Origin of the sequence: Alteraurantiacibacter buctensis (assembly GCF_009827655.1) — a bacterium.
Lineage (GTDB): Bacteria > Pseudomonadota > Alphaproteobacteria > Sphingomonadales > Sphingomonadaceae > Alteraurantiacibacter > Alteraurantiacibacter buctensis.
On record NZ_WTYV01000006.1, the window covers coordinates 40,688 to 65,929 of the forward strand.

The 25,242-nt window shown below is 67.2% G+C and carries 26 protein-coding genes; 15 read left to right on the plus strand and 11 right to left on the minus strand.

Going from position 1 to position 25,242, the window contains the following annotated elements; all coding sequences use genetic code 11:
* Nucleotides 1-23 precede the first annotated feature (23 nt).
* Entirely contained in the window at nucleotides 24-3,134 is a 3,111-nt protein-coding gene (locus tag GRI99_RS13925) for a TonB-dependent receptor domain-containing protein (protein ID WP_160772675.1), read from the minus strand.
* A 318-nt stretch (nucleotides 3,135-3,452) separates the two neighbouring features.
* Between GRI99_RS13925 and GRI99_RS13930 the strand changes: the two genes are divergently transcribed.
* From GRI99_RS13930 to GRI99_RS13940, 3 genes are read left to right on the plus strand one after another with little or no spacing between them, the layout of a single operon-like run.
* Nucleotides 3,453-4,235: an SDR family NAD(P)-dependent oxidoreductase gene (locus GRI99_RS13930; RefSeq protein ID WP_160772676.1), complete on the plus strand. Its 783-nt coding sequence runs from the start codon at nucleotides 3,453-3,455 to the stop codon at nucleotides 4,233-4,235.
* 3 nt (nucleotides 4,236-4,238) lie between these two features.
* The gene (gene mtnP / locus GRI99_RS13935; protein WP_160772677.1) at nucleotides 4,239-5,135 is read left to right on the plus strand and encodes an S-methyl-5'-thioadenosine phosphorylase; all 897 of its coding nucleotides are present in this window, start codon (nucleotides 4,239-4,241) and stop codon (nucleotides 5,133-5,135) included.
* Between the two features lie 38 nt (nucleotides 5,136-5,173).
* Nucleotides 5,174-5,653 carry a MarR family winged helix-turn-helix transcriptional regulator gene (locus tag GRI99_RS13940; RefSeq protein WP_160772678.1) on the plus strand — a complete coding sequence of 160 codons (480 nt, stop codon included), beginning with the start codon at nucleotides 5,174-5,176 and terminating at the stop codon, nucleotides 5,651-5,653.
* 73 nt (nucleotides 5,654-5,726) lie between these two features.
* On the opposite strand, the gene GRI99_RS13945 is transcribed toward GRI99_RS13940, so the two are convergent.
* The 7 genes from GRI99_RS13945 to GRI99_RS13975 form a co-directional block, all read right to left on the minus strand.
* On the minus strand, nucleotides 5,727-6,743 hold the full coding sequence (locus GRI99_RS13945; protein WP_160772679.1) for a type II secretion system F family protein: 1,017 nt from the start codon (nucleotides 6,741-6,743) through the stop codon (nucleotides 5,727-5,729).
* A 42-nt stretch (nucleotides 6,744-6,785) separates the two neighbouring features.
* Nucleotides 6,786-7,757: a type II secretion system F family protein gene (locus GRI99_RS13950; protein WP_160772680.1), complete on the minus strand. Its 972-nt coding sequence runs from the start codon at nucleotides 7,755-7,757 to the stop codon at nucleotides 6,786-6,788.
* A gap of 76 nt (nucleotides 7,758-7,833) precedes the next feature.
* A complete protein-coding gene (locus tag GRI99_RS13955; protein WP_160772681.1) occupies nucleotides 7,834-9,120 on the minus strand; it encodes a pilus assembly protein CpaE in 1,287 nt (428 codons plus the stop codon).
* A gap of 4 nt (nucleotides 9,121-9,124) precedes the next feature.
* Nucleotides 9,125-9,784, minus strand: a complete 660-nt coding sequence (locus tag GRI99_RS13960; RefSeq protein WP_160772682.1) for a CpaD family pilus assembly protein — start codon at nucleotides 9,782-9,784, stop codon at nucleotides 9,125-9,127.
* A 17-nt stretch (nucleotides 9,785-9,801) separates the two neighbouring features.
* Nucleotides 9,802-11,403, minus strand: a complete 1,602-nt coding sequence (locus GRI99_RS13965; RefSeq protein WP_160772683.1) for a type II and III secretion system protein family protein — start codon at nucleotides 11,401-11,403, stop codon at nucleotides 9,802-9,804.
* An 11-nt stretch (nucleotides 11,404-11,414) separates the two neighbouring features.
* On the minus strand, nucleotides 11,415-12,521 hold the full coding sequence (gene cpaB / locus GRI99_RS13970; protein ID WP_160772684.1) for a Flp pilus assembly protein CpaB: 1,107 nt from the start codon (nucleotides 12,519-12,521) through the stop codon (nucleotides 11,415-11,417).
* Between the two features lie 77 nt (nucleotides 12,522-12,598).
* Nucleotides 12,599-13,090, minus strand: a complete 492-nt coding sequence (locus GRI99_RS13975) for an A24 family peptidase (protein WP_160772685.1) — start codon at nucleotides 13,088-13,090, stop codon at nucleotides 12,599-12,601.
* Nucleotides 13,091-13,185: 95 nt separating this feature from the next.
* Here GRI99_RS13975 and GRI99_RS13980 point away from each other — a divergent pair, with 95 nt between their 5' ends.
* The 3 genes from GRI99_RS13980 (at nucleotide 13,186) to GRI99_RS13990 (ending at nucleotide 15,527) form a co-directional block, all read left to right on the plus strand.
* Nucleotides 13,186-14,187: an alpha/beta fold hydrolase gene (locus tag GRI99_RS13980; RefSeq protein ID WP_160772686.1), complete on the plus strand. Its 1,002-nt coding sequence runs from the start codon at nucleotides 13,186-13,188 to the stop codon at nucleotides 14,185-14,187.
* Nucleotides 14,184-15,281 (plus strand): FAD-dependent oxidoreductase, encoded by a 1,098-nt coding sequence (locus GRI99_RS13985; protein WP_160772687.1) that lies wholly within the window; start codon nucleotides 14,184-14,186, stop codon nucleotides 15,279-15,281. The genes GRI99_RS13980 and GRI99_RS13985 overlap by 4 nt, the downstream gene beginning before the upstream one ends.
* Nucleotides 15,282-15,350: 69 nt before the next feature.
* Nucleotides 15,351-15,527: a YegP family protein gene (locus tag GRI99_RS13990; protein ID WP_160772688.1), complete on the plus strand. Its 177-nt coding sequence runs from the start codon at nucleotides 15,351-15,353 to the stop codon at nucleotides 15,525-15,527.
* A 21-nt stretch (nucleotides 15,528-15,548) separates the two neighbouring features.
* Here GRI99_RS13990 and rnhA read toward each other — a convergent pair whose 3' ends face one another.
* The 3 genes from rnhA to ispH are packed head-to-tail and all read right to left on the minus strand — an operon-like array spanning nucleotide 15,549 to nucleotide 17,956.
* Entirely contained in the window at nucleotides 15,549-15,986 is a 438-nt protein-coding gene (rnhA, locus tag GRI99_RS13995; protein WP_160772689.1) for a ribonuclease HI, read from the minus strand.
* The gene (thrB, locus tag GRI99_RS14000; protein ID WP_160772690.1) at nucleotides 15,983-16,960 is read right to left on the minus strand and encodes a homoserine kinase; all 978 of its coding nucleotides are present in this window, start codon (nucleotides 16,958-16,960) and stop codon (nucleotides 15,983-15,985) included. The genes rnhA and thrB overlap by 4 nt, the downstream gene beginning before the upstream one ends.
* A 9-nt stretch (nucleotides 16,961-16,969) precedes the next feature.
* A complete protein-coding gene (gene ispH / locus GRI99_RS14005; RefSeq protein WP_160772691.1) occupies nucleotides 16,970-17,956 on the minus strand; it encodes a 4-hydroxy-3-methylbut-2-enyl diphosphate reductase in 987 nt (328 codons plus the stop codon).
* Between the two features lie 92 nt (nucleotides 17,957-18,048).
* On the opposite strand from ispH, the gene GRI99_RS14010 reads away from it, so the two are divergent.
* The 9 genes from GRI99_RS14010 to tatC all read left to right on the plus strand — a co-directional run bounded on the left by GRI99_RS14010 (nucleotide 18,049) and on the right by tatC (nucleotide 25,242).
* Nucleotides 18,049-18,699, plus strand: a complete 651-nt coding sequence (locus tag GRI99_RS14010) for a hypothetical protein (RefSeq protein ID WP_160772692.1) — start codon at nucleotides 18,049-18,051, stop codon at nucleotides 18,697-18,699.
* A gap of 45 nt (nucleotides 18,700-18,744) precedes the next feature.
* Nucleotides 18,745-20,490: an arginine--tRNA ligase gene (gene argS, locus GRI99_RS14015; protein WP_160772693.1), complete on the plus strand. Its 1,746-nt coding sequence runs from the start codon at nucleotides 18,745-18,747 to the stop codon at nucleotides 20,488-20,490.
* 3 nt (nucleotides 20,491-20,493) lie between these two features.
* Complete coding sequence (locus GRI99_RS14020) at nucleotides 20,494-21,210, plus strand: SPOR domain-containing protein (RefSeq protein WP_160772694.1); 717 nt, start codon at nucleotides 20,494-20,496, stop codon at nucleotides 21,208-21,210.
* 83 nt (nucleotides 21,211-21,293) lie between these two features.
* On the plus strand, nucleotides 21,294-22,313 hold the full coding sequence (nagZ, locus tag GRI99_RS14025; RefSeq protein WP_160772695.1) for a beta-N-acetylhexosaminidase: 1,020 nt from the start codon (nucleotides 21,294-21,296) through the stop codon (nucleotides 22,311-22,313).
* Entirely contained in the window at nucleotides 22,310-23,110 is an 801-nt protein-coding gene (locus GRI99_RS14030; RefSeq protein WP_160772696.1) for a segregation and condensation protein A, read from the plus strand. Before nagZ ends, GRI99_RS14030 begins: the two co-directional genes overlap by 4 nt.
* Entirely contained in the window at nucleotides 23,107-23,709 is a 603-nt protein-coding gene (scpB, locus tag GRI99_RS14035; protein WP_160772697.1) for an SMC-Scp complex subunit ScpB, read from the plus strand. Before GRI99_RS14030 ends, scpB begins: the two co-directional genes overlap by 4 nt.
* Before the next feature lie 57 nt (nucleotides 23,710-23,766).
* Nucleotides 23,767-24,012, plus strand: a complete 246-nt coding sequence (locus GRI99_RS14040; protein WP_160772698.1) for a twin-arginine translocase TatA/TatE family subunit — start codon at nucleotides 23,767-23,769, stop codon at nucleotides 24,010-24,012.
* A gap of 25 nt (nucleotides 24,013-24,037) precedes the next feature.
* Nucleotides 24,038-24,418 carry a Sec-independent protein translocase protein TatB gene (tatB, locus tag GRI99_RS14045; protein ID WP_160772699.1) on the plus strand — a complete coding sequence of 127 codons (381 nt, stop codon included), beginning with the start codon at nucleotides 24,038-24,040 and terminating at the stop codon, nucleotides 24,416-24,418.
* Nucleotides 24,419-24,423: 5 nt separating this feature from the next.
* The gene (tatC, locus tag GRI99_RS14050; RefSeq protein WP_160772700.1) at nucleotides 24,424-25,242 is read left to right on the plus strand and encodes a twin-arginine translocase subunit TatC; all 819 of its coding nucleotides are present in this window, start codon (nucleotides 24,424-24,426) and stop codon (nucleotides 25,240-25,242) included.

A 25,242-nucleotide genomic window follows, 5' to 3' on the forward strand; every position in this document is an offset into this window, starting at 1 on the left:
GCGAGTGCCTTGCAGGCTGTCGCTTAGAAGTCGACGCCGAAGCGCACGAACATCCGGCGACCAATCAGGTCGTACTGCGAAACGAACGGCGTGTTGCCAAGGCGCGTCACGCCCGACACTTCCGGCGGCTCCTTGTCGAAGATGTTCGACATGCCCACGGTCAGTTCGAAGTTGTCCTGAATGGTCGTGGTCAGGGAGAACGAGTGGTACGCCACTGCCGGCACGAACGGCTTCGAACACGGCGCCAGCCCGTAGATGCGGACAATCAGCGGGGTCGTGTTGCAGACTTCGCCGGCCGATTCGATCAGGCGGTCAACGCTCGATGCCTTGCCGATGAAGCTCAGGCCATAGAGGAACGACCAGTTCTCGATCTCATAGCCAACCTTCAGGTCAGCGGTGAAGCGCGGATCACCCACGTCGCCGTTCTGGTTCGGATCCAGCGTCGAGGTGACGTCGAACACCGCATCCTTGGTCTGCAGGGTAGCCTGCCCCAGAACCGTCAGACGTCCGGCATCGCCAAAGTCCTGGGCGAACCGCAGGGTGAAGTCGAAGCCGCGGTTGTCCTGCGAGTCCACGTTGATGTAGCCGTTGCGGACGCTCTTGATGTTCAGCGGATTGCCGTCTTGCCCACGCTCGAACTGCGCGCAGAGCGGGTTGTTCGGGAAATCTTCCGAGTTGTAGCAACCATAGATGATGTCCCGCGCGCTCAGACGACGGATTTCGCCTTCCACGTGGATGTCGAAGTAATCCACCGTCAGCGCCAGGTCCGTGTTCGCCCCGATATCCGGCGTCAGGATGAGGCTCGCGGTCCAGGCACGCGACTTTTCCGGTTCCAGCACGCCGAAACCGCCGGACGTGAACACCTGGGCCTGCAGGCCCGAACCAGTGTGGTTGAGCGGGAAACCGTCAGCCACGCAGTTGTCGTACTGCAGTTGCGTAATGGCCTGGGTGGCCAGGCCGTTGGCGATGTTCACGCACGGGTCGATCGTGTTTTGCCGGGCGCCGCTGACCTGGCCCTGCAGGAACTGCTCGAACAGCGCCGGGGCGCGGAACGAGGTGCCATAGGTGCCACGCAGACGCACCCAGTCGTTGACCTGCCAGTTGGCCGTGCCCTTGTAGGTCCAGTTGCCGTTGGTGTTGTAGGTCGCGCCGTCGAAACCGCGCCGCGCGCCCACGTTGGTCACGCGTGCGGCACCGCCCAGCGTGAACGACTGGATGAACGGAATGTCGGCCAGCAGGGGCAGTTCAATTTCGGCGAACAGCTCCTTGGTGGTCTGCGTGCCGAACGTGCGCTTCGAGGAGAATCCGTTCTGGAACGCATTGTCGATGATGTCATCGGGATCGTTCGGATCGCCGCCCGGACGAACCGCGTTGGTGATGTGACCCGGCTGGTCGTCGATCGAGTCTTCGCGGTACACGCCGCCACCGGCCAGGCCGACACGGCCGCCGGGCAGGTCGAACAGCTCGGTCGACAGCGAGGCTTCCACGAACTTCTGCGTGTAGAGGGTGTTACCCGTCTCCCACTCGATCAGATAGTTGTATTCCTCGGGTGTCAGGTAGCCGGCCATGAACTGCGGGTCGACCCAGTTAATCTGCACGCATTCGCGGTTGCTGATCGGGGTGACCAGGCCGGCACAGCCGTAACCGTAGGCGCGATCGGTCTGCTGCTGGATCGAATCGTTCAGCACCTGCTGCAGGCGATAGTCACCATCCGAGCGGCTCCACTGACCGTGCACGTCGAAGAACACGTTGCTGGCGAGTTCGCCCGTGACACCCACCACCGCGCGATAATAATCGACGGTGATGTCCTGGTCATAGGAGTCGATGATGCCGGTGGGGCTGAGGTAAGCCACCGCGCCGGGGGCGCTGCCCCAGCCGGGGAACGGATCGTCCGGATCGCCGGGCGCATACTGGCCGGTGTAGCCGAAGTTGTAGATCTGCCGGTGGCTGTCCACATAGGTGCTGCGACGGTTGAACAGGCCTTCGGTATAAAGCTCGATCCCGTCGGCGAGTTCATACGACGCGTCGAGGTACAGGGTGTAGCGGTCGGTTTGCGGGCTGACCGAGTCCTTCGCCTCGAACGGGCTGTACGAGTTGGTCAGGCCGGAGGAAACGCGGTCGTCACGGCCCACGGGATACCAGCCCGCAGGCGCGTCGATATCGAACGGATTGACCGCCGGACCGGCCGGCTGGATGAACTGGCCCAGATTGTTGTCATAATCGTACTGGAAAAGGGTGTAGGGCACTTCCGGCACCGGCGGGGTGTTGCTGGCGAAGTAGCCCCAGATGTGGCCCCAGGCGGTGCCGTTGCACTGATAGTCACCGGTGCGCGGATCGATCAGGTCGGTCCGCTCGGTGTACGTCTCGTCAGTGAAGACGTAGTCGGCCTGGCAATCCAGGTAGTCGCGGTCCCGACGCTCCAGTTCGTTCTGGCGGTAGTATTCGGCAGCCACCAGGATGTGGCCGCGATCGAATTCCTTGCCCCAGGCAGCGCTGGCGGACCATTCTTCGCCACCCTGCTGGAAGGGGACAGAGCCAAAGAAGTCGAACTTGATACCATCGGTGTCACGCACGGTCTGGATGTTGACCACGCCGGCCACGGCATCCGAACCGTAGATCGACGAAGCGCCGTCCTTAAGGATCTCCACCCCGCCAACAATCGACGACGGGATCACGTTAAGGTCGAACGCAGACACGGAACCACGGGTACCGGCCGGGCCGGCGCGACGGCCGTTCAGCAGCACCAGGGTACGGCTGGCACCAAGGCCGCGCAACGAAACCGTCTGCACGCCCTGGCCGCCATTGGCGACGGCGTTGGCCGAAATCACCGAAGTGATCTGCGACGAACCGTTGGAGATAGGCGAGTTCTGCACAATCTCGGCAGTGTCATTCGCACCGAGCTGGCGTGCCAGATCGGTATCAATGATCTGCAGAGGCGAAGAGCTGGTCGCCTCGGTGCGGCGGATGCGCGAGCCGGTAACGGTAATAACGTCATCGCCAGCCGCAGTGGCGCTGTTCGCGGGAACAGGAACGGCTTCGTCAGCCGCTTCCTGCGCCAGCACCGGAGTGGCGGCAAAGGCAACGGCGAATGCGATAGGTGCCGCAGCACCCTTCAAGGCGGTTCTCAACTTCACGTGTGTATCCCCATTGCTTGGACCGGCGATGGTCCCGATTCGTTATGGTGCGTCCCGCCGCCTATCGATGGACGTGAACGCGCAATCCTAGCGCTATGCTGCCCGTGCTGGTGCTGCATGGGCGAAGTAGTTTCAATTCCAATTATACTTTCTTGCACAATTGCGTCGGTCCTGTTGCGTTTTCACCACAGAAAGGTTGCAATGCCGTTAGCTGCCCGCGCTTGACCCGTTGCGGGGCGGCATTAGGGACTGGTGCTGCATGGCATCGCCTGCCGGAATGGCATGGGGATGCAACACGGACAAAGGGCATCAAGGGCTATGAAAGTCGATTCCTCCATCGCCGCAGTGGTTACCGGCGGGGCGTCGGGTCTGGGCGAGGCGAGCGCACGGGCGCTGGCCGCCAAGGGCGCGAAGGTTGCGCTGTTCGACCTCAATGCCGAACGCGGCGAGCAGGTGGCGGCAGAGATCGGCGGCACCTTCTGCAAGGTCGACGTGTCGGACGAGGAGTCGGTCGATGCCGGCTTCGCCAGGGCGCGCGCGGCCCACGGGCAGGAGCGGGTGCTGGTGTGCTGCGCGGGCATCGGCACCATTGGCAAGATCGTCAAGCGCGACCGCGAGACGGGCGAGATCAGCCACCTGCCGGTCTCGCTGTTCCGCAAGACGCTGGAGGTGAACCTGCTGGGCACCTTCATGTGCGTGGCCAAGGCGGCAGCGGGGATGATGGCGCTGGACGGGCTGCAGGATGGCGAGCGCGGAGCGATTGTCTGCACCGCCAGCGTGGCGGCGGTCGACGGGCAGATCGGCCAGGTCGCCTATTCCGCCAGCAAGGGCGGGGTGGTGGGCATGACCCTGCCGGTGGCGCGCGACTTCATGTCCGAAGGCATCCGCATCAACACGATCCTGCCGGGCATCTTCAACACCCCGCTGCTGGCGGGCCTGCCGCAGAACGTACAGGACGTGCTGGCCGCCTCCGTCCCGTTCCCCAAGCGGCTGGGCCTGCCGGAAGAGTATGCCAACCTGGTCATGACCATGATCGAGAACGGCTATTTCAACGGCGAGACGGTGCGGCTGGACGGCGGCATCCGCATGCCGCCGCGCTGATTTATGGCTGGCTGGCACATCGGCGTGATCGGCGGCTCCGGCCTGTACGATCCCGGCGCCTTGGACGAGGCGCAGGAAATTCCCGTCGCCAGCGCCTTTGGTGAACCCTCGGGCCCGGTGGTGACCGGCCGTCTGGGCGGCGTGCGGTTCACCTTCGTCGCCCGCCACGGGGCGGGGCATCGTCTGTCGCCCACCCACGTCAACTATCGCGCCAACGTGGATGTGCTGAAGCGCTGCGGGGTAACCGACGTGCTGGCGATCAGCGCCATCGGCTCGCTGGCCGAGGACATGGCGCCGGGGCACTTCGTGGCGGTGGACCAGATCATCGACCGCACCACGCGAAGGGAAGGCAGCTTCTTCGGCAACGGCGTGGTCGCCCACGTGCCGCTGGCCGATCCGGTCTGTCCGCGCCTGTCCGCCCTGGCGGCCGATGCGGCCAAGGCGGCCGGGGCAACGTTGCATCGCGGCGGCACCTATGTGGCGATCGAGGGGCCGCAGTTCTCCACCCGGGCCGAAAGCCACCTTTACCGGAGCTGGGGCGCGCAGGTGATCGGCATGACCGCCATGCCCGAGGCGCGCCTCGCCCGCGAGGCCGAGCTGCCCTATGCCCTGCTTGGCATGGTGACCGATTATGACTGCTGGCGCGATGCCACGGCGGACGTGGACGTGACCGACATCCTGGCCGTGATGCGCGCCAATGCCGATCTGGCGCAGACCACTTTGGCGCGGTTGGCCGCGAGCCTGCCCGGCGAGCGCGCCGCCAGCCCGATCGACACCGTGCTGGACCATGCGATCATCACCCCGCGCGACAACTGGGATCCGGCCGCCGCCGCCCGGCTGGATGCGGTGGCGGGACGGATTGTGTCTGTCGTCTCCAATCGGGGCGCAACTTCCGAATAACTTGCAATCACCCGCTGAAAGATTCTAAGCGGTTTCCCATGCAACCGACCATGCCCCTGGCGCAGTTCCTGCCCTATCAGCTTTCGATCACGTCCAACGCCGTGTCAGGGCGTATTGCGCAGGAATACCGGCAGCATTTCGGCCTCTCGGTGCCCGAATGGCGGGTGATGGCGGTGCTGGGTGATTCGGGGCCGCTGACCCAGCGCGAGCTGACGCGGCGCACGCTGATGGACAAGGTGGCCGTCAACCGCGCGTGCAAGGTGCTGGAGGAGCGGGGCCTGGCCGCGCGCACGCCCAATGTGCAGGATGGTCGCTCGCACCACTTGGGGCTGACTGATACCGGCAAGGCCATGCACGGGCAGATCATGCCGCTGGCGCTGGAAATGGAGCGGCGCGTGTTCACCGGCTTCACGGCCGAGGAGATGGCCCATTTCCGCAGCCTGCTGGAACGGGTCCGCACCCAGGTGGGCGAGGTAGACAGCGACGATATCGACAGCGGCAACTTCGGCGTGGCCTGAGGCGTCGCCGCGCAAGAAAAAAGGGCCCCGCAGCTTCGCGCTGCGGGGCCCTTTTTTCGTCGGTGCGCCGGGTTTACTCCTCGCCCGTGGCAGCGCCGCCGGAGAAGGCATCGCCGATCGAGCAGGCGGCCGGGCCAAGGATCACGATGAACAGCACCGGCAGGATGAACATGATCAGCGGCACGGTCATGATCGCCGGCAGGCGGGCGGCCTTTTCCTCGGCGCGCATCATGCGCTCGTTGCGGAATTCGGCCGACAGCACGCGCAGGGCGGAGGCCAGCGGGGTGCCGTAGCGCTCGGTCTGGATCATGGTGGTCACCACGCCGCGCACGGCATCCAGGTCCACGCGATAGGCCAGGTTCTCGAAAGCCTGCCGCCGTTCGGTCAGGAACGACAGCTCGATTGCGGTGAGGGCAAATTCCTCGCCCAGTTCGGGATAGGCGCGGCCCAGTTCGCGGCTGACGCGGCCGAACGCGGCGTCCACGGTCAGGCCGGCCTCGGCGCAGATCACCAGCAGGTCCAGCGCGTCTGGCAGGCCCTTCTGGATCTCCTTGGTGCGCTTGGTGGCGATGTTCTTGAGGTAGACTTCCGGGCCCTTGTAGCCGGCCACGACCAGCGCGGCGAAGCCCATGAAGCGCTTCATGCTGCCCCAGTCGGGGAACATCTCGGTCCAGTAGAGGACCACCACGCCAACCAGGCCCAGAACCACCGGCAGCACCATGCGTGCGAACAGCACGACGACGGCCAGTTCCTTGTTGCGGATGCCGGCCTGGGCCAGCTTCTGCTGGATCAGCTTGACCTGGCTTTCCTGGAGGACCTTCATGCCCTCCATGGTTTCCTTCATCTTGTCGGTCGTCTCGGTGCGACGGACAAGGCTCTGGCGCTTCTTGGAGCCGGAGGTGATCATCCCGGTCTTCAGCTCGGCCCGGCGGGCGTTGAGCTGCTTGACGCGCTTGGCCATCGGATCCTTCACCGTGATTGCGGCGTAAATGGCCAGCATCACGGCGGCGGCGGCGATCCCCATCAGGATCGTGCCGACCAGGATCACGTCGACGCCAAGGAGCGTGGGTCCGGTTGGTTGGGCAATCATCTTGCGCGCTTTCCTTGGTTCGTCAGGGTTTCTGTGCCGGGATCAGATCTCGAAGCTGACCATCTTGGCCATGATGAAGCCGCCGATGGTCATCCACACCAGGCCGCCCAGGCCGGCGATGATCAGGCGCTCGTCGCTGAAAAAGCCGGCCAGGTAATCGGGGTTGACCCAGTAGACCATGCCGAACACGGCGAAGGGCAGGGCACCCACGATGTAGGCCGAAGCCTTCGATTCCGAGCTCATCGCCTTGATCTTCAGCTTCATCTGGGCGCGCTTGCGCAGCACGTCGGCCAGGTTGCTGAGCGTTTCGGCCAGGTTGCCGCCGGTCTCGCGCTGGATCGCCAGGGTGATGACGAAGAACTGGAATTCGGCGGTGTTGAGCTTGTTGGCGGTTTCCTGGAGGGCTTCCTCCATCGTCCGGCCGATGCGCATGCGTTCCACCACGGCGCGGAATTCGCTGCCCACCGGGCCGGGCACTTCGCTGGCGACCACGCTCAGCGTCTCGCCCACCGGCAGGCCGGACCGCAGGCCGCGCACCAGCAACTCGATCCCGTCGGGGAACTTGGCGGTGAAATTGTTGATGCGCCGCTTGATCAGGTAGTTGACCACCAGGTGCGGCAGGCCCGCGCCCACCAGCAGGCCGGCCACCAGGCCCAGCAAGGCCGCACCGGTCTGCAGGAACACCAGCGCCGCGATGCCTACACCCAGGCCAAGCGAGGCATAAAGATACTGGTTCAGCGACCAGTTCATGCCGGTCCGCTCCAGCCGCAGCATCAGCGCCTCGATGCGCGATCCGGCACCGGCCTTCATGAACTGCTTGGGCTTGCGCGCATCGATCGCCTTCTTGAGCTGGCTTTCGACCTTGTCCTTGGTGCTTTCCGAATGGCGATAGCGCAGCGCCTGCAAGCGGCGCTGGCTTTCCTTGGCCGCCGAGGGGCCGGACATCAGGGTATAGCCCAGGATCATCAGACCCATCAGGCCCACACCCACCAACAGGAGCTGGATAATGCTCATGGTTGTCCTTCGCCTTCTTCCATCACGGTTCTGTGCCCAGGCCCGCCGGATTGGCGGCGGGCCGGGGGATCAGGTATTACGCGGCCGGTTCGGTGGCCTTGGGCTTCTTGGCCAGCAGCGCCTTCAGGTCGAGCTTGCCGAGCAGCGAGGTGCCGCCCTTGCCGGCACCGGCCAGGCTGGCGCCATTGTCGCTGCTGACGCCCATCACCGCATTGGCGATGTCGCGCATGGCGGCGACCGCCTTGGAGCCCTTGTTGGCTTCCACGAAGGTCTGGCCCAGCTTGGCGGCATTCACGCCGGCCTTCTGGTCAAGCGGGATCATGAAGTTGATCTTGCGCTCGATCGAGGCCTCGAAATCGGCCTTGCTGATCTCGGTCGTCCCCTGCGGCACCTTGTTGCACACGATCATCGGCGTGGCCGAGGGCGCATTGGCCTTGAGCCACGAGAGGATGCGGATGGTGTCGCGGGCCGAGGCCAGCGTCAGTTCGGTCACCAGCGTCACCACGCCCACTTCCGCCAGCAGGTGGGGGAAGTTGATCAGCATGTTGCGCGGCAGGTCGATTACCGTCATGTCGAAGGCCGAGCGGAACTCTTCCTCCAGTTGCAGGAAGGCGCTGCCATCGGTCATCAGCGGGCTGGAGATCGGCGCTTCGGCCGACATGATCGCCAGCTTGTCGTTGGCGCGGACCATCGCCCGTTCGATGAACAGGGTGTCGATGCGGCTGGGGTTCTCGATCGCGTCGGTCAGGCCGCGGCCCGGCTCCAGGTCGAGGCACAGCGCCCCGGTGCCGAAGTGCACGTCGAGGTCGAGCAGCGCGGTCGAGCGGTTGTGCTCGGTGGCGAACAGCCAGGCCAGCGAAGTGGCCAGCGTGCTGGCGCCCACGCCGCCGCGGGTACCCACGATGGCATTGGCGATGTGCTGGTGCTCGCCGTCGCCTTCATGATGGCGCGGGGCGGAGAAGATCGCCTGGGCATTGGTAAGCGCATCGCGCAATTGGCCGGCGGCCAGCGGCTTCAGCAGGTAATCGTGGATGCCGCTGGACAGCAGGTCGCGGTACAGGCGCACGTCGTTCACCTGGCCCACCGCGATCACCACGGTGCCCGGCTCGCACACTTCGGCCAAGGCATTGATGTCGTTCAGCGGGTCGCCGCTTTCGGACAGGTCGACCATCAGGATCGCCGGGCTGGCCGAGATCGACAGCGACTGGACCGCGTTGCGCAGGCCACCCTTGTTGCACTTCTCGGGCTGCCAGCCCATCTCGATCACGACCGGGCGCAGCACGTCCAGCGCGGCATCGTCGCAGATATAGGCCGCGAACGGATCGCGATTGCCCATTCCGCCGGATTTCCACGGTGCATTCATGTGCTTAGCTCCCTGTCTCTTGACTGGAGACCTGGCCCAGGCCGCCGGCCCCGGTGGGCGTGGCTTCGCGGTAGGTCTCGATCGCCTTGGTCGAACTCATGACAACGGTATCGCCGGTGCCGGCAGCCCCTTCCAGCAGGTGCTCGGGGTCGGCGATCATCGCGGCCAGGTTGCCGTTGATCGCGCAGCCAAAGCCGGGCGAGGTCGAATTGCCCAGGTTGCCGCTCTGGCGGCCGGCCCAGTTGGGGCAGCCCGGCACGTGGGCGGTGGAGCGGGTGACGACCACGCGCACGCGGCCCGGATCGACGAAGCCCGAAGTCACCGGCGCACCATCGGCCAGCAGCAGCCCGTGGCGGGCGGCGGCGGCGGCTACGTCGGCGCGGACCGAAGGGCTGGCCATCGGGTCGTCAATGGCGATGCGGTCACCATAGCCGACGTCGAGTGCCTCGAACCATTCGGCCAGGCGGGCCTGCTCCGGCACGGCCAGGCCGCCCGGGGTGGCCATCAGGTCCAGCGTCATGTTGGACCGGCTGACGACCGGCTGGTTGATGCTTTCCAGCCCATGGTTGGGGGTGACGCCTGCGGGGGTGGTGCAGGCTCCCAGGCCCAGGGCCAGCGAGAGAGCGGCGAGGCTGGCAGCCTTGCGGATATGGATGGGGTTCATGGCGTTCACCTCTCTCGTCAGTTCAGGCTGAAGCCGGGCGCGGCAGCGTCGGCGCTCTGGGCGGCGGCACCGGACGGGCGTTCGCCGCCGGCCAGGGCCTCGCCGTTCTGGTCGATCAGGCTGACCGAGGGATCGGCCGGCCCTTCCTGCGCAGCGCGCGGCATCGGGCGGGTGGCCCCGCTGACGCCGTTGTGCGCGCGGTTGAGCAGGAACTGCTCGGCGGCGGTGGCATTCTCATAGCCATCGGTCGGCAGCACGATGTCGCGGTCGTTGACCGGGTTCACCAGGTACGGCGTGACCACGATCACCAGCTCGGTCTCACCCCGGCGGAAGTCGGTGGAGCGGAACAGGTTGCCCAGGATCGGGATTTCGCCCAGGCCGGGCGCGCGGTCGATCACGTTCTGCGAATTGTTGCTCAGCAGGCCGGCGATCATGAAGCTCTGGCCGGAGCCGAGTTCGATCGTGGTCTCCGCCCGGCGGATGGTCAGCGCCGGGATCTGGAAGCCGTTCAGCGTTACCGCGCCCTGCGAGGACAGCTCGGAAACTTCCGGACGCACCCGCAGCGAGATGCGGCCGTTCGACAGCACCGTGGGGGTATAGGTCAGGCTGACGCCGTAGTTCTTGTATTCCACCGTGGTGGTGCCCAGGCCCTGGCTCAGCGGGATCGGGAACTCGCCGCCGGCGAGGAATTCGGCGGTTTCACCCGACAGCGCGGTCAGGTTGGGCTGCGACAGGGTGGTCACCAGGCCCTCGCGTTCGGCCATGTCCAGCGTGGCGCCGATGTCCAAGCCCAGCAGGTGGCCGACCCCGGCCAGCGTCGTGCCGGGCGAGATGCGCGAAACGGCGGTGCCGGCGGTGGTGCCGCCGCCGGGCAGGCCAACGGTGCAGCTGGTGCTGGTGCAGGTGGCGGTGCCGGGAGCGAAGGTGGAGCCGATCTGGCGGCCCTGGCCGATGCCGAACTGGAAGCCGCCGGTGCCGTCGATCGTGGTAAGATTGGCGCCCAGGGTGCGGACCAGCGAGCGGCTGACCTCGGCAAAGCGCACCCTCAGGTTGACCTGTAGCGGGGTAGCCATGCGCAGGCGAGAGACCACGTTGGCATCGTTGCCCACGAATGCGGCCACCAGGCGCTCGGCCTCGGCGGCGTCTTCGGGCGCGGCCACGGTGCCGGTCAGCAGCACGGTGTTGGTGCCCATGGTGGCCACCTGGATGGAGTTTTCCGGCATGGCCAGCGCCAGCATCTGGTCGATGCTGTCGATATTGCTGCCCACGCGCACGTTGGCCGACCAGATCACGTCGCCCGCAGCGTTGCTGGCATAGATCGTGGTCACGCCGCCGGCCTTGCCCATCACGAACAGCTGGCGTTGCGACTTGACCTGGACGTCGGCGATATTGTCGTTGGCCACGAAGATATCGGCCATGTTGCCGGGCACCGTCACCAGCTCGCCGCGGCCGATCGACAGGACAAGCTCCTGCGACGGACTGACGACGGCCTGGGCCTGGGCGGCCGTGGGCACCAGGGCCAGCGCACAGGCAGCGCTCAGCACGGTCTTGAGAAGGCGGCTATGCATGGTCTTGCCCCTCGAATTGGCGGGTTGGGCGAACGGGATGGTCTGGGTCATGGCTGGGGTCCTCACCGGGTGCCGGCCACGCTGCCCATGGTGCGGGCAACATTGCCTGCGCCCTGGGCCTGGCGATCAAGGATGGCACCTGCGCCGCGCTGCACCGATTCCTCGGTGGTGTTCTGGCCACGGGTCACGCGGACCGTGGGGCCGGACGGGCGGGCGGGGCCGCTGGCGGCTGCCGGTGCGCCACCGGTATAGGTGGGGGCGGCGGCGGTCGGGGCCGGGGCATTGCCACCCTGCGGCGGCACGGTGCGGCGGCTGAAGCGCGACACGTCGCCACCGGTCACGAACGAGGCGGAGCCGTCACGCGGGGCGGCCACGGCCTGGCGCAGGATGCGCTCTTCCTCTGCCGGGGTGGCATTGGCGGGCACATCCACTTCGCCGGCGGCGATGGCGCGTTCCAGTTCCACCTGGTTGTCGGCGATCGAGCGCAACGACAGGCTGAGCGTGCCCATGGTTTCGGCCACGGCGATCTTCTCGGCGATGCGCGGGGTCACTTCCAGCGTCACCGTGCGGGTGGCCTGCACCACGGTGCGGCCGTCCTCGGTGGTGGTGGTCTCGGTCGACTGGTCGGTGGCGAGCACGCGCAGGTTGGACAGGATCGTCTCGGTGGCGCGCAGCGGCTGGCCTTCGGTGCCGTCCACGGTCTGCGTCAGCATCAGGTCCACCCGGTCGCCCGGGAAGATGAAGCCACCCACGCCGGTGCGGGCCGAGACGGAGATGGTGACGGCACGCATGCCCGGGCCAAGCGCCGCAGCCAGGAAGCCGCGATCGCCGGGGGCGACCAGCGAGCCCTGGGTCACCGGCTCACCGGCCGTGATCGGCAGGCGCACTACGGTGCCCAGCAGCAGCTCCATGTTGGCTTCGCCATCGATGAAGTAGGCATCCTGCACCAGTTCCTGCGGCCAGAGCTGGTAGGCCACGGCATCGGCAGTGATGATGGTGCCCACCGGCAGGCTGCGCTTGGCGACCAGCACCTTGGGGCCTTGCGGTTCGGCCTGGGCCGCTTCCGCCTGGGGCGCGGAGGCGCCGGCGAACATGCTGCGAGCGGCCAGGGCCGTGCCGATCGCGATGATCAGCGCCCCTACCAGCAGGATGAGCTTCTTCTTGTCCATGGTGCTCCAAGCCCCTTTTCGTGTTCCTTGGCGGAAATGTGCGTACCGCTTAGGCCGTCATTGGTTAAAATGAGGTATCAGCCCGCCAGCCCGGTGAAGGTGGTGGCCGGAAGGTAGAAACTGGCGATGACCCACAGGCCCGCAGCGGCAATGGCCACGCCATAGGGAATGGCGATCTTCTCGCGCTGGCGCCTGATCACGTACCAGCCGCCAAAGAACAGCGTCAGCACGCCGCCCACCAGCGCCATCATGATGATCAATTTCAGGAAATGCGCCGGTGCGATCCACAGGGCGAGCGCGGTCAGCAGCTTCACGTCGCCGCCGCCCATCGCCTTCAGCGCGAACAGGATGGAAAGGGCCGCGAAGGTGGCAAAGGCCACGCCGATCTGGCTGGCCACGTCAGGCCACAGCGACAGGCCGCTGGCATACCAGAACAGCGGCGCGCCCAGCGCGATGCCGGCGTTTAGCCAGTTGGCGATGCGGCGGCTGCGCAGGTCGGTAAACGCGGCGGTAAGCAAGGCCGCAGCCAGGGCCGCCAGCAGCACGTACTTGAATGGATCGTCCAGCATCGCAATTCCTCGCGAGGTTCCCCCTCAGGATTTGCAGTGCTAGCGCGCATCACTTACCAAAAAGTAACCACGGACGGGAGGCTGGTGTTCAGCAAATGGATTTGACCGGCTCTCCTGCTAGCGCCCTTGGCAACCAGCCCGCGTTCAACCGTCGCGCGATCCCCGCTGGCGCGCATGAGCGCCTTTGGCAGGCTGCGGATGGCTGGCCGATACGGCTGCTCGACTGGCCCGCGCCCGACGGCCCGGCGCGCGGATCGATCCTGTTCCTGCCCGGTCGCGGCGATGCCTATGAGAAGTACCTGGAAACGCTGGAGCACTGGCGGCGGCAGGGCTGGCAGGTGGGCGCGGCGGACTGGCGCGGGCAGGCGGGATCGGGCCGGCTGGGGACCGATGCGGTTACCGGGCACATAGGGGATTTCGGCCAGTGGGTGGACGACCTGGCCGCCTTGTGGCGCGACTGGACCCAACGCCAGCCCGGCCCGCACGTGCTGGCGGCCCATTCGATGGGCGGGCAGGTGGTGCTGCGCGCAGCGGTGGACCATGCGCTGCATCCGCCGCCGGACGCGCTGGTGCTGTCCACTCCCATGCTGGGCACCCACCCGGAATGGTTGCCCGATGCGGTCCAGCAGGCGGCGGCCCACGTCATGTGCCTGCTGGGCGATCCGCGCCGCCCGGCGTGGAAGTGGAGCGAAAAGCCCGGCGAACTGCCGCCCGGCCGCCAGGCGCTGCTGACGCATGACGAGGCCCGCTATGCCGATGAGGGCTGGTGGCGGCAGGCGCGCCCCGAACTGGTGATGGGGCCGGGTAGCTGGGGCTGGGTGGAGGCGGCGGCCCGGTCGATGCGCCACACCGCGCGGGCAGACCTGCTGGCCGGGGTCACCAGCCCTGTGTTCCTGCTGGCCACCAGCGGCGACCGGCTGGTGTCGCTCAAGGCCAACCGCCGCGCCGCGCGCCACCTGCCACGGGTCACCTACCTGGAAATGGGCGACGAGGCGCGGCACGAAATCCTGCGCGAGGTGGATGCGGTGCGCAACCGCGCCCTGACGGCGATAGATGCCTTTCTGGATCGCTTCTGTCCGCCTAAGTCGCCGGGGTGAGCGAACGATTCGACATTGCCGTGATCGGGGCCGGGATCGCCGGGGCCTCGATCGCCGCCGAACTGGCCCCGCACGCCCGCGTGCTGCTGGCCGAGGGCGAGGATACGCCGGGCTATCACACCACCGGCCGTTCCGCCGCCTTCTGGGAGGAATGCTATGGCGGGCCCGGCGTGGTGCCGCTGACCCTGCCATCGGGCCAGTGGCTGCGCGATCACGGCTTCCTGGTCCCGCGCGGTGCACTCTACGTGGCCGAGGAAAAGGACTTGGCCGCGCTCGACCGGTTCGAGCAGACCTTCGCGGGCACCGGGGTGACCATCGAACGCATCGGCCGCCAGCGGCTGGAAATGCTGGTCCCCGGCATCCGGCCCGCCTGGGTGGGCGCGATTACCGAGCCCAACTGCGCCGATATCGACGTGGCGGGCCTGCACCAGCACTACCTGGCGCAAGGCCGGCAGGCGGGGGTGGACCTGCGGGTGCGCCATCGCCTGGTGGCGGCAGAGCGCGAAGGCGATGGCTGGCGGCTGGCCTTTGCCGGTGGCGGGACCTTGCGGGCCGCCACGCTGGTCAACGCCGCCGGGGCCTGGGCCGACGAGCTGGCCATGCTGGCGGGCGCGAAAGCGTTGGGCATCACCCCCTATCGCCGCACCGTGGCGCAACTGCGCGTCGATCCCGCCCCGCCGGCAGACCTGCCGCTGGTGCTCGGGATTGACGGCAGCTTCTATTTCAAGCCCGAGAACGGCCGCCTGTGGCTCTCCCCGCACGACGAGACACCCAGCGTGCCCTGTGATGCCGCGCCCGAGGAACTGGACGTGGCGCTGGCCATCGACCGCTTCGAACAGGTGGTGGACTGGCGCGTGGCTGCGCTGGAGCACAAGTGGGCGGGCCTGCGCAGCTTCGCGCCCGACCGGCTGCCGGTATATGGCTGGGATGGCGGCGTGCCGGGCCTGTTCTGGTTTGCCGGGCAGGGCGGCTTCGGCATCCAGACCGCACCTGCCGCGGCGCGTCTGGCCGCGCAGCTCCTGCTGGGCCAGCGGCCCGATGCGATGACCGCGGGGATCGATCCGGCGGTTTACTCGCCGCAGCGGTTTGGCTAGCCTCGCCGCCGGGGCAGGCGACTGGATCACGACTGCCGCAGACAACCGTCGCTCAAAGGGAGGCATCTGATGGCCCACAAGTTCGAAATCTACAAGGACAAGGCGGGCGAGTTCCGCGTTCGCTTCAAGTACAACAGCGAAGTGATGTTCTCGACGGAAGGCTACGCCTCCAAGTCGGGGGCCAAGGACGCCATCGCATCGATCAAGAAGAACGCGCCGGACGCCGAGATCGAAGACAACGCCTGATCGCCTGCCGGCTGGCCGCCTTCAGCTGCGGGCTGCGTCCGCTGCCTGGCTGGCCAGCCGGTCCACCCGTTCGTTCTCCACGTGTCCGTCATGGCCCTTGACCCATTGCCATGACACCTTGTGGCGGGCCACGGCGGCGATCAGGTCATGCCACAGGTCGGCATTCTTGACCGGCTGCTTGCTGGCGTTGACCCAGCCGCGCTTCTTCCACCCGCCGACCCACTTGGTCATCCCGTCGATGACATAGCGGCTGTCGGTGTGGACGGTCACTTCGCACGGCACGATCAGGGCGTTGAGGGCCCTGATCACGGCGGTCATCTCCATCCGGTTGTTGGTCGTCTGCGGTTCCCCGCCCGACATTTCCTTCTCGTGGCGACCCATGCGCAGCAGCACGCCCCAGCCGCCCGGGCCGGGATTGCCCTTGCAGGCGCCATCGGTGAACACGTCAACCTGCTTCATGCCGCAGCGAATACATCCGCCGCATGGGCGCGATAGTGGTCCAGCCGGCGGACGAAGGCCATCGGGTCCTTTTTCGCGACCAGCGCATCGGCGGGGGTATCCAGCCAATCCTGCGCGCGGCTGGAGACAAAGCGCAGGCAGGCCCCTTCCGCCAGCACCGGCAGGGCGGCGCGTTCCTCGGCGTTCAGCGGCCGCACGCTTTCATAACCGGCCAGCAGCGCCTGGCCCACGGCGCTGTTGAACTGCCGGCCATCGGCTGAGAAGCTCCACGCCGCGTGGGTCACCGCCAGGTCATAGGCCCGGGCATCGGTGCAGGCGAAATAGAAGTCGATCAGGGCAGAAACCTGTTTGCCGCGCATCAGCACGTTGTCGGGAAACAGGTCGGAATGGATCACGCCGGTGGGCAGGCCCTGCGGCCAGCGCGCCGCGAGGTCCGCGGCGATGCCGATGGTGCGCGGCAGGTCCGGATCGATACCCGCCAGTGCTCCGGCCCCGCAAGCCGCCAGCACACTGGCGCTGGTGGCGATGCCCAGGTCGTTCGGCCGGCTGCCGGCAAAGTCCGTGGCCGCTAGGTGCATCTGCGCCAGCGCCGCACCCACGGCGCGGGCCTGGGCGGGGGTGGGATCACCCACCGAAACACCCGGCAGGAACTCGATCAGGGCCACGCACTTCTGGCCGATCGTGCGGTAGAGCGCGCCCTCGCGGTCATGGATCGTGCGCGGCACCGGGCAGCCGCGCGCCGCCAGGTGATCGAGCAGCGAGAGGAAGAACGGCAGGTCGGCAAGGTCGATCCGCCGCTCGTACATCGTCAGGATATAGCGCGCGCCAAACCCGTCTGCCCCGGTGGTATCGACCAGCCAGTTGGAATTCGACACCCCTTCGGCAATGCCCTTGGCGCTGACCAGGTCGCCCACGTCATAGCAGGCGATCAGCGCGGCCAGCGCTTCGGCGGAAAGCTGGGTATAGACGGCCACGGGCTGGCCTTATTCCACAAGCTGGCGGGGCAGCTTGAAGACCATGTTTTCCACCGTGGTCAGCACTTTCTGCTCGCTCACCGTGCGCCATTGCCCCAGCCGGGCAATCACCTCGCGCACCAGTTCCTCGGGCGCGGAGGCCCCGGCAGTCAGGCCCAGGGTCTCCACCCCGTCCAGCCAGGCGGAATCGATTTCGCTGCCGCGCTGGATCAGCCGGGCGGGGGTGCCGCTCCGCTCTGCCACTTCCACCAGCCGCAGCGAGTTGGACGAGTTCGGCGCACCGATCACCAGCACCAGGTCGGCCTGCGGGGCAATGTCCTTCACTGCCGCCTGGCGATTGCTGGTGGCATAGCAGATGTCCTCGGCCTTGGGGGCCACGATCTGCGGGAAGCGCGCTTCCAGCGCGGCGATGATCTGCGCGGTATCGTCCACCGAAAGCGTGGTCTGCGTCAGGTAGGACAGGGTATCGCCGGGGTCGAAGGGCAGCGTGGCGACATCCTCCACCGTTTCCACCAGCGTCATCTGGCCATCGGGCACCTGGCCGAAGGTTCCGATCACTTCCGGGTGGCCCTTGTGGCCGATGAACAGGATATGCCGCCCGGCCTCCACCTGCCGTTCCGCCTGGCGGTGGACCTTGGAAACCAGCGGGCAAGTGGCATCGACATAGATCATCTGCCGCCGCTCGGCCTCCTCCGGCACGCTCTTGGGCACGCCGTGGGCGGAGAAGACCACCGGCACCCCTTCGGGCACCTCGTCCAGTTCCTCCACGAACACCGCGCCCTTGGCCTTCAGCCCATCCACCACGTAGCGGTTGTGGACGATCTCGTGCCGCACGTAGACCGGCGCGCCATAGCGTTCCAGCGCGCGCTCCACGATCTCGATGGCGCGGTCGACCCCGGCGCAGAAGCCGCGCGGGGCGGCGATCAGCACGGTCAGCGGCGGCAGCGTGGCGGCGGCGAGCGGTTCGGGCGCAATGTCGGGCAAGGGGGCGTTCATATCCGCGCTCCTAGCTGTTGTTCCCCGCCAGCGAAAGGGGTAGGGGCGTTACTCGCGCACGATCGCCAGGCGTAAAAATTCAAGGACCGGGAATGAAATTTCGTTTTGCCATGATTGCCACCCTGGCTGCTGCGACTGCCCTGGCCGGATGCAGGTCCGAAGGCGATATCATTATCCAGGAAGGCGTGGGCATCACTGCGCTGCGCACCACCTGCCCGGCCGTGGGCGTGCCCGATCACACTGGCGACATCACCCTGTTCACCCCCGGCAGCGCGCAGACCGCCGACGCCATCGACGTGACCGCGCTGGTCACCAACGTGCGTGCCACCTGCGATGATTCGGGTGACGAAGTCTATTCGCGCGCCACCTTTGACGTGCAGGGCCTGCGGCGTGACACGCGCGGCGCGCGCACCGTGCAACTGCCCTATTTCGCCACCGTCGTCCGCGGCGGCGATGCCGTGGTGTCCAAGCGGCTGGGCACCGTCACCCTGTCCTTCGCCGATGGCCAGGCCCGCGCGCAGGCCAGCGGCACTGCCGGGGCCGTGATCAACCGGGCCGAGGCCACCCTGCCGCCCGATATCCGCCTGCGCCTTGAACGCACCCGCCGCGCCGGGGACGAGGACGCCGCGATCGACCCGATGAGCACGCCCGAAGTGCGCGCCGCCGTGGCCCGCGCCACGTTCGAACTGCTGATCGGCTTCCAGCTGACCGAAGACCAGCTGGCCTATAACGCCACGCGTTAAGCGGCTGCTTTGCGTTAGCCGCGCAAACCGGCTAACGGCGCGGCCATGTCTGCGAACCTTACCCTCTACGCCGCCTTTGCGGCCAAGATCGATGCCGTGCTGGCGGCGCTGGAAGCCGATGGCGTGCTGCCCGCCGGGATCAGCCGTGCCAACGTGAGCGTGGAGCCGCCGCGCGATCCTTCCCATGGTGACCTGGCCACCAACGCCGCGATGGTGCTGGCCAAGCCCGCCGGCACCAACCCGCGTGCGCTGGCCGATGCGATCGTGGCCAAACTGGCCGCCGATCCGGCAGTGACCAGTGCGGAGATTGCGGGCCCCGGCTTCATCAACCTGCGCCTTGCCCCGCAGGTGTGGCTTGACGAGCTGGCGGCCGTGGCCGCGCTCGCCACCGCATACGGCAAGAGCACGATGGGCCACGGCCGCAGCGTCAACGTGGAATACGTGTCTGCCAATCCCACCGGCCCGATGCACATGGGCCACTGCCGCGGCGCGGTGGTGGGCGATGCCCTGGCCGCCCTGCTGGAGTTTGCCGGGCACAAGGTGATCCGCGAATACTACGTCAACGATGCCGGCAGCCAGGTGGACACGCTGGCCCGTTCGGCGCACCTGCGTTACCGCGAGGCGCTGGGCGAGGAGATCGGCGAAATCCCTGCCGGCATGTATCCGGGCGAATACCTCAAGCCCGTGGGCCAGCGGCTGGCGGACAAGTTCGGCTCGCAATACGTCGGCCAGCCGGAAGAAGCCTGGCTGGCGCTGTTCAAGGCCGAGGCCGTGGCCGCCATGATGGACCAGATCCGCGCCGACCTGGCCATGCTGGGGATCAAGCACGACGTGTTCTCCTCCGAGGCCGAGCTGCAGGCCGCCGGCAAGCCCGAGCAGGCCGAAGCTTGGCTGCGCGGCAAGGACCTGGTCTATGACGGCGTGTTGGAACAGCCCAAGGGCAAGGTACTGGACGATTGGGAGCCGGTGGCCCTGCCGCTGTTCCGCTCCACCAGGTTCGGCGACGACCAGGACCGCCCGATCCGCAAGAGCGACGGCAAGTGGACCTATTTCGGCGCGGACCTGGCCTATCACATGCAGAAGGCCGAGGGCGCGGATGAGCTGATCGACATCTGGGGCGCGGACCATGCCGGCACGGTCAAGCGCATCAAGGCCGCCGTGGCGGCGCTGGCGGTGGGCGAAAACAAGACCATCCCGTTCGACGTCAAGCTGGTGCAGATGGTGCAACTGCTGCGCAACGGCGAACCGGCCAAGATGTCGAAGCGCAGCGGCAACTTCGTGACCATTGCCGACATGGTGGACGAAGTGGGCAAGGACGTTGTCCGCTTCACCATGCTGGCGAGGAAGCCCGACGCGCAGATGGATTTCGACTTCGCCAAGGTGGTGGAGACGAGCAAGGACAATCCCGTGTTCTACGTGCAGTATGCCCATGCGCGCATCTGCTCGATCCTGCGCAAGGCTGCCGCCGAGGGCTTTGCGCCCGCCGCCGATCGTCTCGACCGGCTGGGTGATGAGGACCTGGCCCTGATCAAGCAGGCCGCCCAGTTCCCGCGCGAGGTGGAGGCCGCCGCCCGCGCGCGCGAGCCGCACCGCATCGCCTTCTATCTCTATGATCTGGCGGCGGCGTTCCACGCCTTCTGGAACCTGGGGAACGACAATCCCGCCCTGCGGGTCATTGTGGCACAGGATGTCGAACTGAGCGCGGCGAGGCTTTATCTCGTGGCGCAAATCGGGCAGGTCATCCGCAACGGCCTGGGCATACTGGGCGTGGAAGCGGTCGAGGAACTGTAAGGCATGGCATTTCCCGGGGGCAATGACGGCGACGAACCGCTTGATACGGCGGCGCAGTTCACGCTGACCGGCGATGACGATGTGCTGCCGTGGCTGGCCAATGATGACGAGGACGAGGAAGACCAGCGCGGCGGCAGCGACTACCGCATCCTGATCTTCGCCGTGGTGGCGCTACTGGCGCTGGGCGGCATCCTGTGGGCGGCCAAGGCGTTCTTCGACAGCGCCGGCAACGGCCCGGTGCAGGCCGACGGCAGCACGCTGGAAGCGCCCGACGGCCCCTACAAGGAACGCCCGGACGATCCCGGCGGCCAGGACGTGGCCGGCACCGGCGATCTCAGTTACGAGGTGGGCGAGGGCGTCAACCGCGAGGGCCACCTGGCTCCCGGTGAGGACGAGGTGGTCCCCTCGGTCGATCTGGACCAGGCCGCAGCCCGCCCTGCCACCGGCGCAAGTCTAGCCCCCGCCGCCAGCCCCGCAGCCAGTGGCGGCGTGGGCGTGCAGGTGGGCGCATTCCAGACCCGCGAGAGCGCGGAGACCGGCTGGACCACGCTCACGGCGCGCTACGAGGTGCTGCAATCGGTCCGCCACCGGGTGGTGGAGGCCACCGTGGATGGCGGGCGGGTCTATCGCTTGCAGGCCGTGGCTGCCGATGGTGCCGCTGCCGATGCACTGTGCCGCGCCATCCGCAACTCCGGCGGTGATTGCCAGGTGAAGCGGTAGGGCGCGCTGGCGCGGGGGAAAACCGCGCCGCCCGCCCCATCGCTCGCTTGAAGCGCGGGGCCAATCCTGCGAGCGTGCACGGCATGACTCCCGCGATCTTCGGCCTTTCCGGACTGGTCCTGACCGACGCCGAGCGCGGCTTCTTCCGCGAGGTGGACCCGGCTGGCTACATCCTGTTTGGCCGCAACATCGACAGCCCCGCACAGGTGCGCGCACTGACCGATGCGTTGCGGGCGATCCACGGGCGGGACCACCTGCTGGTCACCATCGACCAGGAAGGCGGCCGCGTGCAGCGGATGAAGGATCCCGTGTGGCCGTATTATCCCCCCGGCGGCGCGTTCGACCGGCTGTATGACACGGCCCCCGCCAGCGCGATCGAGGCCGCTCGCGCCAGCGCGCAGGCCATGGGCATGGACCTGGCCCAGGCCGGTATCGCCATGACCCACGCCCCTGTGCTCGACGTGCGCCAGCCCGGCGCGCATGACGTGATCGGCGACCGGGCGCTGGGCAGCGAGCCGAAGCGGGTGGCCGCCCTGGGCCGTGCGGTGCTGGATGGCCTCGCCCGCGCGGGCGTGGCCGGCACGATCAAGCACATGCCCGGCCACGGGCGCAGCATGGTCGATACGCACAAGGAACTGCCCACCGTCACCGCCACGGCAGAGGAACTGGAGTGGGACCTGGTCCCGTTCCGCCAGCTTGCCGCACAGGCCCCATCGGGCATGACCGGGCATCTGGTGTTCACCGCCTGGGACAAGGCCAATCCGGCCACCCTGTCGCCTATCGTGATCGAACAGGTGATCCGCGGCAGCATCGGCTTTGACGGGCTGCTGTTCACCGACGATCTCGACATGGAGGCGCTGACCGGCACCGTGCCCGAGCGCGCCGCGCGGGCGATTGCCGCCGGCTGCGACCTGGCCTTGAACTGCTGGGCTAAGATGGATGATATGGTCGGCATCGCGAAGGTGCTGCCCGCGCTGCCGCCCAAGGGGCATGAACGGCTGGAGCGGGCGCTGCGGGTGGACCGCTCCAAGTCAGCGGGCGAATCGCAGGCCGGGCTGCTCGCCAGGCGTGACGCGCTGCTGGCGCTGGCGGAGCCCGCATGAGCGACGACGGCCTGATGCTCGGCACCGCGCCCGATGCTGCCGGGGAGTGGGACGGCCCCGCCGCTGCCCCCACCGGCGAAGGCGCGCTTTATCTTGAACTCGATGGCTGGGAAGGCCCGCTTGACCTGCTGCTGGACCTGGCCCGGCGGCAGAAGGTGGACCTGAAGGCCATCTCCATCCTGGCGCTGGTGGACCAATACATCGCCTATATCGAGCGGGCCGAGGCGCTGAAGCTGGAGATTGCCGCCGACTACCTGGTGATGGCCGCCTGGCTGGCCTACCTGAAAAGCGCCATGCTGCTCCCCAAGGACGAGCAGGAGGACCCTTCGCCCGAGGAGCTGGCGCTGCGGCTGCAACTGCGGCTGGAGCGGCTGGGCGCGATGCGCGATGCCGCCGCCCGGCTGATGGCGCGCGACCGGCTGGGGCGCGATGTCTTCCCCCGCGGCGCGCCCGAAGGCATCCGCGTGATCCGCAAGAGCAGGTGGGACTGCGACTATTTCGCGCTGGTGCAGGCCTATGGTACGATCCAGCGGCGCAACGAGCCGGTGGTCCACATGGTCCGCGAACGCCCGGTGATGACGCTGGACAGCGCCATCGAGCGCGTCTCCTCCATGCTGGGGGTTACACTCAACTGGCTGGAACTGCGGGATTTCCTGCCCCGTCACAGCGACCCGCGCCTGCGCAAGTCGGCGCTTGCCTCCAGCTTCGTGGCGGCCCTTGAACTGGCCCGGCTGGGCAAGGCGGAACTGCGGCAGGAGGACGTGTTCGGCCCCCTGCACCTCAGGAGGGTGGCATGAGCGACGACCTGACCCGCGCAGTGGAAGCGCTGCTGTTTGCCGCCGAGGAGCCGATGAGCGCCGAGGAGATTGCCGCCCACCTTGAAGGGGCCGATGTGCGCGCGGCGCTGGACGAGTTGCAGGCCCTTTATCGCCCGCGCGGCGTGGTGCTGGTGGAGCGCGGCAAGCGCTGGCAGTTCCAGACCGCGCCGGACCTCGCGCATCTGCTGCGGCGCGAGCGCGAGCAGGCCCGCCGCCTGTCCCGCGCGGCCACTGAAGTGCTGGCGATCATCGCCTATCACGAGCCGGTCAGCCGGGCGGAAATCGAATCGATTCGCGGCGTGCAGACCAGCGCCGGTACGCTGGACGTGCTGATGGAGGCGGGCTGGGTGCGCCCCGCCGGACGGCGCGAGGTGCCCGGCCGCCCGGTGATCTATGCCACCACACCTGATTTCCTCAGCCATTTCGGCCTCACCAGCCGCCGTGACCTACCGGGAATCGACGAACTGAAGGCGGCGGGCCTGCTCGACAAGGTGGACGATGCCTTCGAGGCCGCTTTTGCCCGCGACGATCCCACTGAAAGTGCGGAAGAGGTGGCAAGCGACGGGGAAAGGCCCTAGATAGGGTTGACGGCTGCTGGGGGCAGGCCCCCCGCGCAACGCTTTCGGAGATGAATGATGGGTAGTTTTTCGCTCTGGCACTGGATCATCGTGCTGGTCGTCATCCTGGTGCTGTTCGGCCGTGGCCGCGTGGCCGATGTGATGGGTGAGTTCGGTAAGGGCATCAAGAGCTTCAAGTCCGGCATGAACGAGGACGAGAACAAGCCCGCCACCCCGGCTCCGCCGCCGCAGCAGATCACCGCCGAACCCGTGACGCCCGCGCCCGCCGCCAGCGAAACCAAGAACACCACCTCCGGCCAGTAAGGGCCGGTAACGTAAAGGAAAGCTGGTGTTCGACATCGGCGCATCCGAATTGCTGATGATCGCCGTCGTGGCGATCGTGGTGATCGGCCCCAAGGACATGCCCGCCGCCCTGCGCACCGCAGGCCGCTGGATCGCGAAAGCGCGCAAAATGTCCTCGCACTTCCGCACCGGGCTTGATGCCATGATCCGCGAGGCGGAGATGGAAGACCTGGAGAAGAAGTGGAAGGAACAGAACGCCAAGATCATGGCGCTCTATCCCGAAGGCGGTCCTGCGGGTACCGAGCAGACCGGCGCCTACCCCGCCGCGCCGGCACCGACCGCTGCTGCCGCGCCAGCCGCTGCACCGGCCCCCACACCTGCCATCACCGCACCCGCTGCTGCTGACGCGCCGAAACAGGACGGCTGAGCGTCATGGTGCTGAAACTGAAAGACCTCGACGAATCGCAGGCCCCGCTGCTCGATCACCTGATCGAACTGCGCGGGCGGCTGATGAAGTGCGTGTTGGCCCTGGCAGTCACCTTTGCCATCAGCTTCTATTTCGTGGACGATATCTTCGGCTTCCTGATCCGCCCGCTGACCGATGCCTTCCCGCCGGGCGAGGGGCGGCTGATCTACACCCGCCTGTACGAAGCCTTCTTCGTGGATATCAAGGTGGCGCTGTTCTCCGCCTTCTTCCTCAGCTTTCCGATCATTTCCAACCAGTTGTGGGCCTTTGTTGCCCCTGGCCTGTACGCGCGGGAGAAGAAGGCCTTCCTGCCGTTCCTGATCGCCACGCCGGTGCTGTTCACCGCCGGGGCGGCGCTGGCCTATTACATGGTCATGCCCACGGCGTTCCACTTTTTCCTGGGCTTCCAGGGGAGCCGCGGCGGCCTGAGCGTTGAGGCGCTGCCGGGCACGGCGGACTACCTGACGCTGGTGATGCAGTTCATCCTGGCCTTCGGCATCAGCTTCCTGCTGCCGGTGCTGCTGCTGCTGCTGAACCGCGCCGGCATCGTCAGCCGGGCACAACTGGCAGGGGCGCGCCGCTATGTGATCGTGGCAATCTTCATCGTGGCGGCCGTGGCCACGCCGCCCGACGTGGTCAGCCAGTTGATGCTGGCGATCCCGCTGATCCTGCTGTTCGAAGGCTCGATGCTGGTGATGCGCTTTACGGAAGGGCGCGATGCAAAGGAACAGGCAGCGGAAGAGTCAGGAACGGCGGTGGCGGTGATGGAAAAGCCTGCCGAATAA